We start from the raw sequence: 16,658 nt of genomic DNA, 5'->3' as shown, positions 1-16,658 counted from the left end.
GCATGATGTCGGAAAATCCTTTTTGGAGAAAGGCACTTGTCTATTTTTTGGAAAAAACTGTATCGAAGCGTACTCGCCATAATGGTCTTGTGCTTCTTTGCCATGGGCAGCGTGTCAGCCGGTACGGGTCTGTTCTCGTCGGGTACAGATGCGGAGTTTCTTGATCCGGCTGAGGTCTTCAAGGTGGAAAAAGTAAGCCGACAGGGTGATTGGTTGGTGGCACAGGGGCATATAGCAGATGGCTATTATGTTTATCGCCACTCACTGAAACTGGTTTCTGCGCAGGGCGTAGCGGTCGGTGTTGAGCTGCCACCAGGAACGCCCAAGCAAGATGAATTTTTCGGTGATACGGTAATTTACACAGCAGATGCGCTTGCCTTGCGCGTGCCAGTGTCCGAAGCGGGTTCCATGACGCTGCATTGGCAAGGATGCGCTGAGGCCGGCATTTGTTATCCTCCGCAGACGATGGATCTGGATATGTCCCTGACGGCAGCCGGGACTTCGTTGTCTGCATCCGGACAGAACACGCCCTCCACAGAGGGCGTGGCTCAGGGTGAAGTCGCGCCTGAAGGTGCCGCCAATATTGGTGAGGATCAGGCGGCGGCACAGCGACTTGCGTCTCTCGGGCCGATCTGGGGAACGCTGCTGTTTTTGGGTTTCGGCCTGTTATTGGCTTTTACGCCTTGCACACTGCCAATGATCCCGATCGTGTCCAGCATGGTTGTGGGCAGTCAGGCCAGGCCCCGGCGTGCTTTTTTTCTAAGCCTGTCCTATGTGTTGGCGATGGCTGGCACCTACGCTGTGGTGGGCGTGGTGGCTGGACTGGCGGGCGCCAACCTGCAAGCGACGCTGCAGTCACCCTGGTTGTTGAGCGCGTTTGCTGCCTTGTTCCTGATTCTGGCCAGTTCGCTTTTCGGCCTGTTCGAGTTACGTCTGCCATCGGTTCTGGTTAACCGTGTTGAGTCCGCCGGACGCAGTCGATCCGGGGGCAGCCTTGCGGGTGCTGCGGCGCTGGGCTTTCTCTCGGCATTACTGGTTGGTCCGTGCATGACGGCACCGTTGGCCGGGGCGCTGCTGTATATCGGGCAGACCGGCAGTGCGGTGTATGGTGGCCTGGCACTGTTTGCGCTGGGTCTGGGTATGGGGCTGCCGTTGCTGATCATTGCCATGTTTGGCGCACGGGTCCTGCCCAAGCCGGGTACATGGATGGACCGGGTACGGGTTGCTTTCGGTTATGTCATGGTGGGCATGGCGGTCATGATGCTGGATCGCTTTGTGCCAGCGTCAGTAAGTTTGGTGCTCTGGGGGGCCTGGTTGCTGTCTGTCGCTATTGGGCTGCTCGCCTGGGCGCAAGCCGTGGCGGCAAAGGTTCGTTTGCAGTGGACCCTGCGTACGGTATCGGCTTTCGTCGGTCTGTGGTCGGTGTTGATGTTGGTTGGCGCCGCTTCCGGCGGCGCATCCGTACTGCAGCCGCTGGCTCATTTGCGCGGCGCGGCACAGGTTCCAGCGGCAGACACTGCGAATATTTCCTATATTCAGGCCAAATCGGTCCAGGATGTGGATGCGCGTCTGGCTGAAGCTGCCGGGCGCGGTCAATGGACATTGATCGATTTTTATGCAGACTGGTGCATCAGCTGCCATGTGATTGAGCGCACTGTGTTCGGTGATCCTGCCGTGGCGGCACGACTGGAGCGTATGCAAATCGTACGCCCGGATGTCACTCAAAATGATGCCATTGATCAGGCGCTGCTCAAGCGCTGGGCAGTGATGGGACCACCCACGCTGATTCTCGTGGGGCCGGATGGCGTCGAGCGCAGGGACTTACGGGTTGTGGGCGAAATCGATGCAGGCGACTTCCTGCAACGTCTGAACAAGGCGGGCACGCCGTGATAAGCGTCGGTCCGTTTTCGATTCAGACTGTTATTGTCATTCTCGCTGTCGCGGTGGCATGGATTGTGGCGCGCCTGTTGGCCAGACGCCTGGCGGACACTTCCCATAAAACTGCCGGTGGCGTGGTAATTGACTCGGTGTTTTGGGGCTTGCTGGCGGCCAGACTCGCGTACATCATCCAATGGTGGGATGAGTACAGGGTTAAGCCGGCTTCCATGATTGCCATTGGTGACGGTGGCTTTTCCTGGTGGGTGGGGGTACTTGTCGCCATCGGCTTTGTATGGTGGCGAACGCGTTCGATCCCGGCGTTGCACCGCTCTGTTCAGGGGGGTGTCCTGGCCGGTGTTGTTGCCTGGATTGTGGCCGGCAGTGTGGTGGCGTTGATGAATCGATCGGCGCCACCTATACCGGATTTGCAACTGGCCACGCTGGATGGGCAAGCCGTTTCTTTAAGCGCGTATGCGGGGCAGCCGGTGGTGCTTAATCTATGGGCGAGTTGGTGTCCGCCTTGCCGTCGCGAAATGCCGGTGTTCGAGCAGGCGCAGACGGAATTTTCAGATATCGCTTTTGTCATGATCAACCAGGGGGAAAGCGCGCAGCAGGCGCAGCGTTTTCTTGATAGCGAGCAGTTGAGCTTGACGGATGTACTGCTGGACCATGCTTCTCAGGCCATGCAGTCGATGAATTCGCGGGGCTTGCCAACGACCTTGTTCTTTGATGCCCAAGGGCGCCTGGTCGATTCCCATATGGGCGAGATAACGATGCCCAGTCTTAAGGACAAGATATCTCGCCATTTCAATTAATTCTTTTAGATCCCAACAGACCAGGAGTATCCATGTTTCCAGTATCTACACGCATCGCTTTTTTCGCGGCGCTACCGTTTTTGCTCATGTCGGCTTACAGTCAGGCTCAAAACAAGGAGCGACCAGCGGTGATTCAGGCATTGGAGGCGCAGGGCCTGGACGTGATCAAGGAGTTCGATGTGGGCGGTGGACTGCGCGCATTTGCCACTGCGGCTGGCGATCGGCCCATTGCCGTTTATGTTACCAGCGATGGCAAAGCCATTGTAGGCACCCGGGTGGACGCTACGGGCGAGTCGATAGATGAGAAGACGCTTCAAAATCTGGTGGCCAAGCCGATGGATGATAAAGCATGGACGCAACTGGAGTCCGCCCACTGGGTACAGGACGGAAAGGCAGATGCGCCCCGTATCATCTATGCGTTTTCCGATGCGAACTGCCCTTATTGTCACAAGTTCTGGGAAGCCGCCAGACCTTGGGTGCAGGCAGGCAAGGTTCAGCTTCGTCACCTTCTCGTGGGTGTAATCAAGGAGGACAGCCCGGCCAAGGCGGCTGCGATACTTGGCGCCAAGGATTCTTCTGCTGCTTTTGCGGAGAATGAACGCAATTTCGATCGTGGTGGCATTAAACCAGCCAAAAATGTTCCGGACGATGTGCTCAAAATCCTGGACGAGCATCAGATGCTTATGTTCTCCATGGGTTTCCGGGGCACGCCCGGAATTGTTGTTCGGGAACGAGATGGCCAGGTCAAGAAATTTAACGGCATGCCGCAAGCCGAACAGTTGGCCGAGGTGCTGGGTCCCCGTTAATCAGCTTGGAGTTTTTGTGTCACAGATCGCGGCACTGGATGCTGTGGACAAATAAGAAGGATGTTGTCATGCTGATCTTGACTGGCAGTTTGCTGGGCCTGCTGATTGGCTCGGTGTTGGGATTGACGGGGGCAGGAGGCGGTATTTTCGCGGTGCCTGCGCTGGTGTTCGGTCTGGGCATGAGTATCCGGGACGCCGCACCGGTCGCATTGCTGGCTGTTGGCTCGGCAGCACTCCTGGGCGCATTGCAAGGGCTGCGCCAGGGCATTGTCCGATATAAGGCCGCCGCGTTGTTGGCTGCTACCGGTGCGTTCACTGCGCCGCTGGGTGTTACTCTGGCGCACCAGTTTGCTGCCTGGTGCCTGAACCTTATTTTCGTGATTATCATGCTTGTGGTCGCTGGCCGCATGTTCATATCGTCAATCCAGTCTGAAACCGCTGCAGAACCGGCAACACTAAAAGCCAAACCATGCCACGTTTCCGATAAAACAGGGCGCTTCGTATGGGGAGCGCGCATTGCTATCACGCTGGGGGCTATCGGCGCTGTGACTGGGTTGTTTACTGGTCTGCTGGGCGTTGGCGGCGGCTTTATCATTGTTCCGGCCTTGGCATACGCCAGTAACCTTCGTATGCATAGTATTGTCGCGACCTCTTTGATGGTCATAGCGCTGTTGTCTGCGGTGACATTTTTTTCCGCCTGGAGCCAGGGCGTACTACTCAGTGGGCCAACTTACGCTTTTGCGCTAGCTTCGCTTGTGGGTATGGCTATGGGCCGTTTGGTAGCGCCCAACATATCTTCGCGAATGTTGCAGCGTTTCTTCTCAGTTATTTGCGTTGTGGTGGCACTCATGATGCTGATGCGCAATGTTGGCTGATCACGATGAAAAACAAGCGTTGTCATCTGCCAGCATGAGACGTTTTACCCGGAACAGGCTGTTTGTGGCGTGCTGGCCGGTCCCTTTTGTCGCTCGCGCCAGGGCGGGCAGTTGCACAACGCGTTGAATTGGGCTGCTTTTTTTTAAACGTGAATTAGTGAACAAATCATGAATAACAAGGCAATGAAGGTTATTTTGCATGCACCGACCGCATCGGCGTTGGAACGAGCGCGCAATAACGCCACTAATCTCAAGCGCGAAGATCCTGATGCGCATGTGCGGATCATAGCAAATGCCCAGGCAGTGGGAGCTGCGCTTGATATTGTGCATGAGCAGTTGGATTCCATCACCTGGCTATGTCCGATCAGCCTGGATCGGGCCGGCAGGCAAAACCGAGAGCCGCTGCAGGTGCTGACAGGGCCGGCTGTGCTGGAAATGGTTCGTTTGCAACAGGACGGATGGGTGTACCTGAGAGCCTGACTGCGCGCCAAAGCGCTAGCCCTTAAGATTTTTGCTGTGTCGAACACCAGCGAGGCATTGCTGTTTGCGTTGGCGCTGACTCATTTCATCTGTGATGTCTTAATTCTCAGTTAATCGGGACTGGCGATAATCCCGGGAATATTTGAATTCTACAAAAGAAGTCGGTTTTCGGGAGAAGTGATGTGCAGGTTGTATGTGAACGAGCGGGGCTGTCAGGCCCGCTAAAGGCTCAATCAATGAGCACTTGGCCAGAGAAATTGCAGGGTTAACAGTTCACAAGCAGGTCTACGCATGACGTCTACACTCGGTTTTCTGCTGGCAATCAGTTTTATTGTCTCGCTTGTCGCGCTCGGCCTACTGATCTGGCGGTTGCCAACAAGCAAATCAGTGCCGGAAAGAAAGAAGCCTCATCGATCTTTCTTTCCGGCGAAGCCGGTAGCCTGGATGATCCGTCGTCAATGAATGCTGAGGCGGTGCAGGCGGCACATCGCTTTGATGTCGAGCGGGCAGGGATCGATGCAGCAGGCTCAAGAGTCGTGCTGGTGCTGGCTGCAGTGTCCATTCTTTTTTTAATCGTCGGGTCAGTATTCGGTGTTATTGCGTCCTTTAAGCTGCACATGCCAGATTGGCTGGCTGACTATGCGGTAACGACCTTCGGGCGTGCCCGGACAATACACTTGAACTTTGTTGCTTATGGCTGGCTGTCGGTTGCAGGTATAAGTATTGTGTTGTGGATCTTGCCGCGTATTTTTCATACTCCCTTGCGGCATCCGATAATGGCTTATATTGGCGGCGTCTTGTGGGCGGTTGGCGTGGCATGCGGTGGTGTTGCCATTGGAGCGGGCTGGTCCGATGGACTGGAGTGGCTGGAGATTCCATGGCAAATCGACCTGGTTCTGGCGCTGGGCGGGCTTCTAATGGCATGGTCCGCAGTATCGACTGCATTGCATCGAAATGTGCATCATATTTATGTCTCAGGCTGGTATTTTCTGGCAGGGCTGGTCTGGTTTCCCATGCTGTTTTTCATCGCTAATCTGCCGGGGCTGCATCTTGGTGTTCAGCAGGCGACGATGAACTGGTGGTTTGCCCATAATGTGCTGGGGCTGTGGCTTACACCCCTGGGTGTGGGTACTGCGTATTATCTGATTCCCAAGATCATCGGCAAGCCGGTTTTTTCGTACAGCGTGTCCTTACTGGGCTTCTGGGGGCTGGCGCTATTCTATAGCCAGGTAGGTATTCATCACCTGATCGGTGGCCCTGTGCCAACGTGGGTGGTTACCCTGTCCGTCGTGCATAGCGTCATGATGTTCATTCCGGTAATTGCAGTGGCGATCAATCAGCACGTCACGGTGGCGCAAAATATCTGGGCCTTCAAGCAATCCATGGCATTGCGGTTCGTATGGATCGGTGCGTTGATGTATACCGCGGCGTCCTTTCAGGGTTCGCTGGAGGCGCTTCGCTCGGTCAACTCCGTTACCCACTTTACTCATTACACCGTTGGGCACGCGCATCTGGGCGCCTACGCATTCGTCTCGGTTGTCCTGTTCGGTGCGTTCTATTACATGATGCCACATCTGACGGGCAAGCGCTGGCCTTGGCCCCGGCTGATTTCCCTGCACTTTTGGCTTACTGTCACAGGATTTGCCATCTATTTTCTGGCTCTGACTGTCGGCGGTTTTTTCCAGGGCATTGAACTGTTGGATCCGGATGTTGCGTTCTCGGACATCACGCGCCATATCGTGCCGTATCTGGAAGGGCGATCGCTCGGGGGCACGATGATGACACTGGGTCACATTATTTTTGGCATGCACTTTTTCGCACTCTTGTTGGCTAAGCGTTCCGGATCGGCAGGCACAGTATGAACAGAATCACTCCACTTCTTCTTGTCGCGGCCGGCATACTTGTCTTTGCCACATTAATGCTGGTCATTCTTCCTGGTTGGCAGGTTCGGTCCGTGCAGGCACCTTCCGCATTGGCACCCTATACAGACCAGCAGTTACGCGGCCGCCAACAGTATATCGCCAATGGGTGTGTGTACTGTCATAGCCAGCAGCCACGCTCTACCGGACAGACGTTCGCCGATTTGTCGCGTGGCTGGGGCCGAGCCTCTTCGCCCGGCGACTACGCGTATGACGCACCCCATCTGCTTGGAACCATGCGAACCGGTCCTGATTTGCTCAATGTGGGCGTCCGATTGCCAAGCAGAGACTGGCACCTGACCCACTTGTACCAGCCGCGCGCGATTTTTGACTGGAGCATTATGCCGTCGTATCCATACCTGTTCGAGCGCAAGGACAAAGCGCAGGCCGGTGATGTTGTGGTTAAGCTACCCGAGGAGTATCAACCTGCCAATGGGAAAGTGATCGTTGCGCGCCAGGAGGCGCTTGACCTTGTGGAATACCTGCGTAGTTTGAAACGTACCTATTCGGTTAGCGACGCCGAGGCGAAGATGCGCGATCGCGGGTATGATGCGCCGGTTGGCGAAGGTAGCAAGTCCAATCACGGTAAGCAGTAATACAGGTAAGCAATAGAGGCAATAGTATGTTTAATCGTGGCAAAAAACGCCCTGTACCGCGCGTCGACGCTGTTGATCCCACTTTCGAGCCATGGGAGCCTTCAAGACCGATTCCGCTTTTCCTGATCGCTGTTTTCTTCGCGCTCGCTGTATGGGGAGGTGTTAATTATCTGGGCGATCTCATGCCCGAGCGGGTGTCGAATAATGAGGCAGGCATACCGAATATCGTAGCCGGCAGCAGTAAGTCCACGCCCGATGCAGGCGCACCGCTACTCGTTTCCCAGGGCAACGGGAGTGTGTGGAGCTGTGCCTCTTGTCACGGCGACCAGGGACAGGGCGCCGGGCAAACACCACAGCTTGCCGGGCTGTCACAGGCGTACATCATCAAGCAATTGCAGGACTTCGCTTCGGGGTCCCGAAGCAATGAGTCTATGCGCTATGTTGCTACTCAGCTTACTGCCCCGGAGATAAATGAAGTGGCCGCTTATTATGCAAGGCTGGTGGTTCCAGTGGCGACCGCGGCCGTACCTGGAACAGATATAGAACGTGGCCGTGCGCTCAATCTTCATGGGGATTGGAAGCAGGATATACCGGCATGTGTGACATGCCACGGCGAGGCTGGTGAAGGTTTGGGCCCAATGTTCCCCAGGCTGGCAGGACAACAGCCAGAGTATTTGTTCAGTCAGCTGGTCGCCTTCAAAGGAGGGATGCGCCAGAACTCCCCGTTGTCGTTGATGGACGATATTGCCAAACGCATGAGTACGGAAGACATGTGGGCTGTCTCACAATATTTTGGCGCTTTGCGACAGCAGGAAGCGAACTAGATAAGGAGTACAACCATGGCAAATATTGATTCAAACGGATCCCGAGTGTCGCTACTCAGAAGACTGGTGTACGCAAGTATGATCGGTGCAGTGTTGTTCGGTGGCGGCTATGCAGTAGATAAAAGCGGCGGGATTGCCTATATATATGAGGCAATAGGCGGGCGAGTGGATGCCGAGGCGCCACAAGCCATTTATAGTCGCGAGCAAATGCAAGCCGACAGAAAGAGCTACAAGGCTGGGCTGGTCGGGGAGCGGCCCCAAATGCCCGTGGGGGCTAACGGGTTTTACCAGCCTCCGTCAGAGGACGCGATTCCGGACAGCCCATATGGCGACGCAGTGCGACGAGGCCGGGCAATTTTCACGGATACCAAGATCAACGTGCAGGACCACGTGGGCAATGAAATGGCTTGCGTCAACTGTCACCTTGATGCGGGGCGGCGCGAAAATTCCGCGCCTATGTGGGGAGCCTACGGAGCTACCCTGCGTACCGGAGTAAAACCCAATCGATAAGCACACTTGAGGATCGGATTATGGGGTGCTTCATGTACTCGATGAATGCGCAAGCATCCCCGTCCGGTCAGCCTCCGCCGGCCGGTAGCGACGTCTACCGCGACTTGATGACATACATGGCCTGGATGTCCGATGGCATACCGACAGGTGAACGCTTGCCTGGTGCCTTGTATCCCAAGGTTCCAAAGCCGGAAGGCGGTTACGATCTGGAGCGTGGGCGCGTTGTTTATCAGCAAAACTGTGCGCTATGCCATGGCAGTGATGGCCAGGGAACCAGGAACGGGGCTGGAGACGTGCGTTTCCCGCCGTTGTGGGGACCGCAATCCTATAACTGGGGTGCAGGCATGGCGCGCATCAATACTGCTGCGAGTTTTATCAAGGCGAACATGCCCTTTGGCAAACCCTATTCATTGTCCGATCAGGATGCATGGGATGTGGCAGCTTACCTCAATAGTCATGAGCGTCCGAAAGACCCCAGACAGACAGGGACCGTGGCAGAAGCCGCTGAAGCATTTCACGCGGGAGAAGATAGTTTTTACGGCAAAACACTGAATGGGCATTTGCTGGGAACGGGTGCTGAACTGAGCCCACAATAGAGAACAACCATGAGCAAGACCGAGATTGATCTGGAGCCGATTCGTTTTGCCGGTCGGGCAGTGCTGGCAGTTCGGGGAATGTGGTGTGCAAGTTGCGCCATGGCGTTACAGCGCTCGCTCGGCAAGGTTCCCGGCATTCAGGAAACGGTGGTCAACTTCATATCAGGTTCGGTGCTGCTTCGGTGGGACCCCGATTCTGCTGCACTTTCCCAGGTCGTCACGCGCGCGCATAAGCTCGGATATGAGCTCTCCTTCATGCTTGACGGAGGTGCGCTTGCCGACGGGCTGAACGCTCAGGCCCGGCGGATACGGCTTCAACTGGCAGTGGCGGTTGTGTTCGGTATGTGGAGCATGTTAGGTTCCTGGGTGTTGTATCTGAACCAGGGAATATCGGCAGATGGGGAAGGGCGCTTGATCGCATGGTTCTCTGTCGTGACTGGGCTTGCCGTCATCGTGTATTCTGGCCAGGATTTTTTTCGCGCTGCTTTCAATACCCTGCGAGCTGGTTTTGCCGGCATGGATGCGTTGATCTGTATTGGCGCAGTCGGTGCGCTGGTCGTTTCGATTTGGAATCTGCTGGCCGGAAGCATTGATGTCTACATGGATGCTGCGACCATGCTGGTAACGTTTCTGCTTGCCGGACGTTTGATCGAAATTCGCGCGCGTCAGGAGAATGGCGTTGCCATGCGCGCGCTGGCCCAACTGACGCCTGAAGTGGCGACACGCATTTGCGATAATGACACAACGCAGTCCGTGCCGATAGACAATATCGAAGCGGGCGATCTTATCTTAATCAGGGCAGCAGAGCGTGTCCCCGCCGATGGGGTCATCGTGCACGGCCAGTCTGAACTGGATACCTCACTTTTGACCGGTGAGTCTTTTCCGGTAGCAGTGGCGGCCACCGATGAGGTTTTGGCGGGGACCGTCAATCTCGGCTCACCACTTCAGGTGCGGGTGACCGCCAGTGCAGGTCACAGACGGATTGACCTGCTGGGTTTGAGAATGATAGAGCTGTTTGGGGCACGCCCCTCTTTGTCCATGGCGGCGGAACGGTTTGTCCGTTGGCTGTTGCCTGTGGTCACTGCGGTTGCAATACTGGCATTTGCTCGGTATCTCTGGATCGGAGTGACGGCAAGCCAGGCACTGATCTCCGCGCTCAGTCTGTTTGTCGCAGCATGTCCTTGCGCAGTAGGACTCTCCATGCCTTTAGCCTATGCGCTTGGCTCCAGGCGAGCGGCCGAACGCGGTATCCTGTGGCGTGATCCGGCAAGTGTAGAGAGCCTGGCCAGGTCCAGGGTTATCGCTTTTGATAAAACAGGAACGTTGACGACAGGTTTGTTCAAGGTAGCCGGCATCCAGACCGCTCCGGGCATTGAACCGCAGTTTGTCGGCTATCTGGCGGCGAAAGCCGAATATGGTATTAACCATCCCATTGCCACTGCTCTGCGACTTTATGCGCAACATGAGGGCTGGCCGGAACGTAACTTTATGCAGTCCCCAACGCTACGGTATGCGCGCGGTGTGAGCCTGGATGATGAGCAAGGCACAGTTCTGGTCGGCGCCAGAACGTGGCTGAGGGACATGAATGTGCAAAACTTGCCGCAGGCAGAGCAAGGCCCTGGTATGGTGCATGTTTCGCGCAATGGCCTCTGGCAGGGCGCTATTCGATTGCAGGACACGCCTCGTGAGCAAGCGCATTGCGCTCTGAAACGGTTGGCAGCAGATGGCACGCAGTTATGGCTGATTACTGGCGATTCAGCACAGGCTGCCGGGCAACTTATCGATGAACTGCAGGTTGATTTCAGCAGAATTGTGAGTTCAAGCACGCCCGAGCAAAAAGCGCAGGCGCTTTGTGGCGCAGAGCAGACCACGACCTTTGTGGGCGATGGCGTAAATGACGTGCTGGCATTGGCGAGCGCCGATTGCGGTATTGCCGTTTCGTCCGCAACGGCCGTGGCAGCATCTGCTGCCGGCGTTGTCGTGACGCGTGGCGGAGCCGAGCAAATTGTATGGGCTCGCCATTGGGCCAGGCGAACGTATCGAATCGTCAAACAAAATCTGATTTTCTCTGTCGCTTATAACGCCTTGATTGTCATGGTTCTTTTTGCCAGCGGGGTAACCCCGTTTGCTGCCGCCATCGCGATGTTGCTCAGCAGCGTGTCAGTCTGCATCAATGCCACTCGGCTGGCCGTTCCCTCTTCTGGAGTGCTCGCCAATGAGAATACAGAAATAGTGGGTATTTCCGGAAAGGCGAGCGTATCCTGAAGATAGCCTGCGCGTAGCGGCATGGTTCGTCACGACAGGACGATGCTGCTGGTTAACACACTTTATTGAATTTTTACGTTAAAGGGAACTGAACATGACTACATACTTGCCGTCTTTAGCAGGCGGTATGCTGCTAGGCCTGTCTGCTGTCCTGCTTTTTATTGCAAACGGCCGAATTGCAGGTATTAGCGGTATATTCGGCCGTCTGCTTTCAGGCCATAATATGGCAACGAATATGGCTTTTGTGATTGGGCTTATATCGGGTCCGTTTCTCTATGTTGCCGCCTATGGAAAGTTGCCGTCGATGATTATGCTGGCATCCTGGCCTGTTGTGCTTCTTGCTGGCCTTCTTGTCGGCATCGGCACCCGCCTGGGATCTGGTTGCACCTCCGGTCACGGTATTATGGGGCTGGCGCGGTTTTCAAAACGGTCGTTTGCCGCGACTCTGGTCTTTCTTGTTGCCGGGATGATCACTGCGACGCTTGCAGGGGTGTTCAGATGAGTTGGCTATTGCTTGCACGTCTGAGCGTAGCGCTTGTTGCCGGGGCCATGTTCGGTTTCGGCTTATCGCTGTCTGGCATGGTGGATCCTGCACGTGTCATAGGATTCCTTGACGTAGGAAGTGGCCATTGGGATCCGAGTCTGATATTTGTACTTGGCGGTGCGGTTGTTGTCGCTATCCCCGGTGTGCTGCTGGCACATCGGCTGAACAAGCCGGTGTTCGATGACCGATTTTATTTGCCAAAGAACGCGGCGATCGACAAGCGTTTGATTGCGGGTTCCGCCACCTTCGGCATAGGATGGGGGCTGGCCGGTTTTTGTCCAGGACCGGCCTTATCGGCGGTGGCTACAGGCCAGCCCATGGTGCTGTTGTTTGTCTTTGCCATGATGGTCGGCATGGTTCTGCATGACAGGGTGTTTATTTTATTCATGCCTTTTACAGAAGAAAAACGATGACTTATCTGCATTTTCCCTGAAAGCCAATATGCGGAACCGTGTTGCGGTACCGGTCGTGTATCATAATTATAAGTCCCAATTAATCAAGACGATCGCCAAGCCATGTTAATACATTCGGATTTTTTACAACGAGCTGCCGTGTTGCCTCAGCAATACCGATGGATTGCTTCGCCACAGCCTGGTGTAGAGCGTGTGATGCTGGATCGGATTGGTGAAGAAAAAGCCCGGGCGACCAGCATCGTACGCTATGCACCGGCATCCCGTTTCCCAGGGCATCAACATCCGGGCGGTGAAGAAATCCTGGTGCTGTCGGGAACGTTTTCTGACGAGGGCGGCGATTACCCGGCGGGCTGGTACTTGCGTAATCCACCAGATTCCAGTCACAGGCCGTTCACCAATGAGGGCGCCACGATATTTGTGAAACTGCGGCAAATGCCTGAAGATGAGCGCCGCAGTGTGCGAATCAATACGCGTGAACCTTCCAGCTGGGTCAAACATGGTGAACGCGAATCCTGTCCCTTGTTTACAGATGAACGGGAGCAGGTATCGCTAGAGAAGCGAGCCGCCGGCGTACCGCTCTTGGGTCACTTTGTCGACGGGGCCGAATTGCTGGTGCTCGATGGAAGCCTGACCGAGGCAGCGCACCAGTATGGAAAGGGCAGCTGGCTGCGCCTGCCGCCTGGCAAGTATCCTGAGTTTGTCGCAGGTCCCGGGGGTGTTACTTTGTACCTGAAAACCGGGCATCTTGGTCAGTATCTGACCGGGGCGGTATCTCTATAAAAGTAGCCTGCATGGTGATTCATAGTCGTAGAGATTTCTCCCTATACCATAGGACTTCAGCACAAATGCGTCATTTATTTCCGTTTGTCGCAAGCGGCGATTAGCAAAAGTAATTTTCAAAAGCATTAATAACGTAATTTTATATCGACGCCTTAAACAGAAAAATTGCATTTGTCGTGCCACCGCTGGAAATAAGCCGAGCTTTTATCTCCCGAGCGAGTAGAACTCGGCATTGGGACTCATGCTGGTGACATTTGCAAGGCGATTTGACATGCCGAAAAATGCTGAAATTCCAGCAATATCCCATATGTCATCGTCGTTAAAACCATGCTTTTTCAGTGTTTCGAAATCTGGTTCACCAACCAGGTGGGCGTTTTTCGAGACCAGTACAGCGAAATCCAGCATGGCCTTTTGGCGATCCGTGATGTTGGCTTTACGATAGTTCGTTGCAATTTGATCGGCAATTAGCGGATCCTTGGCGCGAATGCGCAGAATAGCACCGTGAGCGATAACGCAATATTGGCATTGGTTTAGGCTGCTTGTTGCCACAACAATCATTTCACGTTCTGCTTTGCTCAGATTGCCGGGTTTTTCCATCAGCGCATCGTGATAAGCGAAGAAGGCACGGAACTCATCGGGACGGTGCGCAAGCGTCAGGAATACATTCGGAACGAATCCTGATTTCTCCTGAACCTCCAGAATCCGTGCTTGAATGTCCTGTGGCAAATTTTTGAGTTCAGGGACCGGAAAACGACTCACTTCGGGGTGGCTGGCTTGCGTCATTTTTTCTCCTATTGATACGAAATGATTTGATGACTGCATTTGCGATGGGGACTGATTTTTACGACGGCTTGCTTTTATGCGGGCTCTTTTCGACCTTGGGATCCGCTCATATCCGTCACCATCATGATGATCAGAAAAGCAAATCTCCTATTGCGTAATATACCTTGCTGACGGCAAGGCGGATAGCCCTGGCCTGGCAATCACAACAATAAACCATGATCTAAGGCTATGGCTTCAGATAGCGTGATCCACCGCAACTCTGAAGCCTTCCATTAGGGGAGTCCAGTGGGCACCCTTGCGGGAGAGCAGGCAGAGTTTTCTGCGTTGAGGCAGTACGATTGGAAGCGCAACAACACCGGGGCTCATATCTCGTTGGAGTAAAGATTCGGGAGCAAATGATATAAAGTCTGTGCTCGCAACAATCTCCAGAATACCCCTTGAAACGAGTGGGACTTCCAAAGCAACCCGAGGCTCGTTCAGTCCTTGCTCGGTAAGCCACTGCAGCAAGGCCTGCCGGGCGGAGGAACCCACTAGAGGCACGATCCAGCCGTATGCCTGAAGTTTGGCAATGTGAAGGGTCGGCGTATCAAATACAGGATGGTGCTTGCTGACAACGATTTTCATCGTATCTTGCGTCAATACTTTATGATCCAGATCCGCGATGCTGTCACCATAGATCGGTGCAATGACCAGGTCCAAATCTCCATGTTTGACCTGCTCAAACAGCGCATCCGATAGTCCGGTTGTTAATGACACCTTGAGGGCAGGGCGCTTGGGCATGAGCCACCGCAATGCTGGCGCCACAATATTATCCAGCGTAATTGCGGTGGCGCCAATTCTCAGCATTCCTGCTGCACCGGTCTGCAGGGCGCTCGTATTTTGCAAGGCATCCTGATATTGGGCATAAAGAAGCCTTGCATGGTCAACAAAAGCCCGGCCTGACGCATTAAGCCATATGCGACGTGAGGAACGTTCAAATAGCGTCAGGCCAGTTTCCTTTTCCAGCCTGCTCAGCGATTTGGATAATGCAGACTGCGTCACGCCGTGCGCTGCCGCAGCCCGACCCATATGTCCCAGTTCGGCCATGGTTAAAAAGTACTCGATGTCGCGGAAACTTAAATTCATAAATAATATTCATCGATATTTTAAAAACCGGAATCAAATTGTACGAGCGTAGACCTACACTTGGAAGATATTTTGTCAAACAACCATATTTTGAGGTAAACATGTCGGATTCCTCGCCGAATATCATATTAATCGTTGCCGATAATCTCGGTTGGGGAGAGTTGGGCTGCTATGGCGGCGGTGCGTTGCGCGGTGCTCCGACCCCGAATATTGATCGTCTCGCCACGCAAGGCATGCTGCTGCATAACTTTAATGTTGAAAGTGATTGTGTACCGACGCGCTCTGCGTTAATGAGCGGGCGCCATCCGATCCGCACCGGCTGTCTGCAATCGGTTCCTCCCGGGCTACCTCAGGGTTTGCACCGAAATGAAACCACACTGGCGCAGTTGTTGAGCGAGCAGGGTTACGCCACAGCGCATTTCGGCAAGTGGCATCTGGGTGACTGCCCGGGACGCTATCCCAGTGATCGTGGTTTCGATGAGTGGTACGGTATTCCACGCACAACCGATGAAAGTCAGTTTACGTCGACGGTAGGCTTCGATCCGACGGTTGTCGATTTGCCCTACATTATGCAAGGAAAGAAAAACGAACCTTCCGATAATGTCAAGGTATATGATTTGGAGTCGAGACGGGAGATCGATGCAGAGCTGGTAGAAAAGTCTATCCACTTCATGAAGCGCAACACAGAGGAGAACAGGGCGTTTTTTCTTTATCTTCCGATGGTTCACCTTCATTTTCCCACGCTGCCGCATCCCGATTTTGCGGGAAGAACCAATGCTGGTGATTTTGCAGATTCAATGGTTGAGATGGATCATCGTGTCGGGCAAATTGATGCCGCTGTGCAGCAACTGGGCATTGCACAGAACACGGTGTTCATCTTCTGCAGCGATAATGGCCCCGAATTTCGGCGCCCTTATCGTGGAACGGCAGGCCCCTGGAGCGGAACCTATCATACGTCAATGGAAGGCAGTTTACGTGTGCCATTTATCATCCGGTGGCCAGGACGTGTGGAAGCAGGCGTCACAAGCAATGAAATCGTTCATGTGACTGATCTATATGCTACGTTAGCTGCCATCGCAGGAGCGGGCTTGCCGTCAGATAGGCCAATAGATGGAATAGATCAAACAGCGTTTTTAACCGGGGAACAAAAAACATCGTGTCGGGAAGGCTTTTTGTTTTATATAAAGAACGAACTTCGTGCAGTCAAATGGAGACACTGGAAACTGCATTTTTACTGGGAACCCGAAGTCAATAAAGGCGAGGGCAAGCTGGAGTCGCCATATTTATTTAATCTGCTCTCTGACCCCAAAGAAGAAACGGACGTGCTGATCTTCAATACCTGGGTATTGGGCCCGATATTGAAAATGGTCAACGCATTCAATGAAAGTGCAAAAACGCATCCTCACACTTTGCCCGGTACGCCGGATTCACAATAACTATTTGTCAAGT

17 protein-coding genes are annotated in these 16,658 nt (G+C 54.3%); 15 read left to right on the top strand and 2 right to left on the bottom strand.

Annotated elements, in window-relative coordinates:
- The first annotated feature begins 36 nt into the window (after positions 1 to 36).
- From dsbD to TKWG_RS11100, 14 genes are all read left to right on the top strand, one after another.
- A complete protein-coding gene (gene dsbD / locus TKWG_RS11160) occupies positions 37 to 1,890 on the top strand; it encodes a protein-disulfide reductase DsbD (protein WP_014750938.1) in 1,854 nt (617 codons plus the stop codon).
- Positions 1,887 to 2,693, top strand: coding sequence for a TlpA disulfide reductase family protein (locus TKWG_RS11155; protein ID WP_014750937.1), 807 nt, complete (start codon positions 1,887 to 1,889; stop codon positions 2,691 to 2,693). Before dsbD ends, TKWG_RS11155 begins: the two co-directional genes overlap by 4 nt.
- Before the next feature lie 32 nt (positions 2,694 to 2,725).
- Positions 2,726 to 3,499, top strand: coding sequence for a thiol:disulfide interchange protein DsbG (gene dsbG / locus TKWG_RS11150; RefSeq protein ID WP_014750936.1), 774 nt, complete (start codon positions 2,726 to 2,728; stop codon positions 3,497 to 3,499).
- Positions 3,500 to 3,567: 68 nt separating this feature from the next.
- Complete coding sequence (locus tag TKWG_RS11145) at positions 3,568 to 4,374, top strand: sulfite exporter TauE/SafE family protein (RefSeq protein ID WP_014750935.1); 807 nt, start codon at positions 3,568 to 3,570, stop codon at positions 4,372 to 4,374.
- 168 nt (positions 4,375 to 4,542) lie between these two features.
- Positions 4,543 to 4,854 (top strand): DsrE family protein, encoded by a 312-nt coding sequence (locus TKWG_RS11140; RefSeq protein ID WP_041709404.1) that lies wholly within the window; start codon positions 4,543 to 4,545, stop codon positions 4,852 to 4,854.
- Between the two features lie 458 nt (positions 4,855 to 5,312).
- Entirely contained in the window at positions 5,313 to 6,716 is a 1,404-nt protein-coding gene (locus TKWG_RS11135) for a cbb3-type cytochrome c oxidase subunit I (RefSeq protein WP_014750933.1), read from the top strand.
- A complete protein-coding gene (locus TKWG_RS11130) occupies positions 6,713 to 7,369 on the top strand; it encodes a cbb3-type cytochrome c oxidase subunit II (RefSeq protein WP_014750932.1) in 657 nt (218 codons plus the stop codon). Before TKWG_RS11135 ends, TKWG_RS11130 begins: the two co-directional genes overlap by 4 nt.
- 26 nt (positions 7,370 to 7,395) lie before the next feature.
- Positions 7,396 to 8,193 carry a c-type cytochrome gene (locus tag TKWG_RS11125; protein WP_014750931.1) on the top strand — a complete coding sequence of 266 codons (798 nt, stop codon included), beginning with the start codon at positions 7,396 to 7,398 and terminating at the stop codon, positions 8,191 to 8,193.
- A gap of 15 nt (positions 8,194 to 8,208) precedes the next feature.
- Positions 8,209 to 8,703 (top strand): hypothetical protein, encoded by a 495-nt coding sequence (locus TKWG_RS24895; RefSeq protein ID WP_238534153.1) that lies wholly within the window; start codon positions 8,209 to 8,211, stop codon positions 8,701 to 8,703.
- 20 nt (positions 8,704 to 8,723) lie between these two features.
- On the top strand, positions 8,724 to 9,299 hold the full coding sequence (locus tag TKWG_RS24890) for a c-type cytochrome (protein WP_238534152.1): 576 nt from the start codon (positions 8,724 to 8,726) through the stop codon (positions 9,297 to 9,299).
- Between the two features lie 9 nt (positions 9,300 to 9,308).
- Positions 9,309 to 11,564 carry a heavy metal translocating P-type ATPase gene (locus TKWG_RS11115; RefSeq protein WP_014750930.1) on the top strand — a complete coding sequence of 752 codons (2,256 nt, stop codon included), beginning with the start codon at positions 9,309 to 9,311 and terminating at the stop codon, positions 11,562 to 11,564.
- A gap of 223 nt (positions 11,565 to 11,787) precedes the next feature.
- Positions 11,788 to 12,066 carry a YeeE/YedE family protein gene (locus TKWG_RS11110; RefSeq protein WP_322786528.1) on the top strand — a complete coding sequence of 93 codons (279 nt, stop codon included), beginning with the start codon at positions 11,788 to 11,790 and terminating at the stop codon, positions 12,064 to 12,066.
- On the top strand, positions 12,063 to 12,521 hold the full coding sequence (locus TKWG_RS11105; protein WP_014750928.1) for a YeeE/YedE family protein: 459 nt from the start codon (positions 12,063 to 12,065) through the stop codon (positions 12,519 to 12,521). The genes TKWG_RS11110 and TKWG_RS11105 overlap by 4 nt, the downstream gene beginning before the upstream one ends.
- A gap of 102 nt (positions 12,522 to 12,623) precedes the next feature.
- Positions 12,624 to 13,301 (top strand): cupin domain-containing protein, encoded by a 678-nt coding sequence (locus tag TKWG_RS11100; protein WP_041709396.1) that lies wholly within the window; start codon positions 12,624 to 12,626, stop codon positions 13,299 to 13,301.
- Positions 13,302 to 13,505: 204 nt separating this feature from the next.
- On the opposite strand, the gene TKWG_RS11095 is transcribed toward TKWG_RS11100, so the two are convergent.
- On the bottom strand, positions 13,506 to 14,084 hold the full coding sequence (locus TKWG_RS11095; protein ID WP_014750926.1) for a peroxidase-related enzyme: 579 nt from the start codon (positions 14,082 to 14,084) through the stop codon (positions 13,506 to 13,508).
- A 234-nt stretch (positions 14,085 to 14,318) separates the two neighbouring features.
- Positions 14,319 to 15,209: a LysR family transcriptional regulator gene (locus tag TKWG_RS11090; protein WP_014750925.1), complete on the bottom strand. Its 891-nt coding sequence runs from the start codon at positions 15,207 to 15,209 to the stop codon at positions 14,319 to 14,321.
- A gap of 101 nt (positions 15,210 to 15,310) precedes the next feature.
- Here TKWG_RS11090 and TKWG_RS11085 point away from each other — a divergent pair, with 101 nt between their 5' ends.
- Positions 15,311 to 16,645 (top strand): arylsulfatase, encoded by a 1,335-nt coding sequence (locus TKWG_RS11085; protein WP_014750924.1) that lies wholly within the window; start codon positions 15,311 to 15,313, stop codon positions 16,643 to 16,645.
- Positions 16,646 to 16,658 lie beyond the last annotated feature (13 nt).

It is taken from the genome of Advenella kashmirensis WT001 (assembly GCF_000219915.2).
GTDB classification, from domain to species: Bacteria; Pseudomonadota; Gammaproteobacteria; order Burkholderiales; family Burkholderiaceae_B; genus Advenella; species Advenella kashmirensis.
Note: the sequence above shows the minus strand (reverse complement) of the source record. Positions and strands in the feature narration are given on the sequence as shown.

What these genes read in the sequence shown, in the direction of transcription:
- dsbG (WP_014750936.1), top strand. Translation starts at nt 2,726, where the DNA reads ATGTTTCCAGTATCTACACGCATCGCTTTTTTCGCGGCGCTACCGTTT.
- TKWG_RS11145 (WP_014750935.1), top strand. Translation starts at nt 3,568, where the DNA reads ATGCTGATCTTGACTGGCAGTTTGCTGGGCCTGCTGATTGGCTCGGTG.
- TKWG_RS11140 (WP_041709404.1), top strand. Translation starts at nt 4,543, where the DNA reads ATGAATAACAAGGCAATGAAGGTTATTTTGCATGCACCGACCGCATCG.
- TKWG_RS11135 (WP_014750933.1), top strand. Translation starts at nt 5,313, where the DNA reads ATGAATGCTGAGGCGGTGCAGGCGGCACATCGCTTTGATGTCGAGCGG.
- TKWG_RS11130 (WP_014750932.1), top strand. Translation starts at nt 6,713, where the DNA reads ATGAACAGAATCACTCCACTTCTTCTTGTCGCGGCCGGCATACTTGTC.
- TKWG_RS11125 (WP_014750931.1), top strand. Translation starts at nt 7,396, where the DNA reads ATGTTTAATCGTGGCAAAAAACGCCCTGTACCGCGCGTCGACGCTGTT.
- TKWG_RS24895 (WP_238534153.1), top strand. Translation starts at nt 8,209, where the DNA reads ATGGCAAATATTGATTCAAACGGATCCCGAGTGTCGCTACTCAGAAGA.
- TKWG_RS24890 (WP_238534152.1), top strand. Translation starts at nt 8,724, where the DNA reads ATGGGGTGCTTCATGTACTCGATGAATGCGCAAGCATCCCCGTCCGGT.
- TKWG_RS11115 (WP_014750930.1), top strand. Translation starts at nt 9,309, where the DNA reads ATGAGCAAGACCGAGATTGATCTGGAGCCGATTCGTTTTGCCGGTCGG.
- TKWG_RS11110 (WP_322786528.1), top strand. Translation starts at nt 11,788, where the DNA reads ATGGCAACGAATATGGCTTTTGTGATTGGGCTTATATCGGGTCCGTTT.
- TKWG_RS11105 (WP_014750928.1), top strand. Translation starts at nt 12,063, where the DNA reads ATGAGTTGGCTATTGCTTGCACGTCTGAGCGTAGCGCTTGTTGCCGGG.
- TKWG_RS11100 (WP_041709396.1), top strand. Translation starts at nt 12,624, where the DNA reads ATGTTAATACATTCGGATTTTTTACAACGAGCTGCCGTGTTGCCTCAG.
- TKWG_RS11095 (WP_014750926.1), bottom strand. Translation starts at nt 14,084, where the DNA reads ATGACGCAAGCCAGCCACCCCGAAGTGAGTCGTTTTCCGGTCCCTGAA.
- TKWG_RS11090 (WP_014750925.1), bottom strand. Translation starts at nt 15,209, where the DNA reads ATGAATTTAAGTTTCCGCGACATCGAGTACTTTTTAACCATGGCCGAA.
- TKWG_RS11085 (WP_014750924.1), top strand. Translation starts at nt 15,311, where the DNA reads ATGTCGGATTCCTCGCCGAATATCATATTAATCGTTGCCGATAATCTC.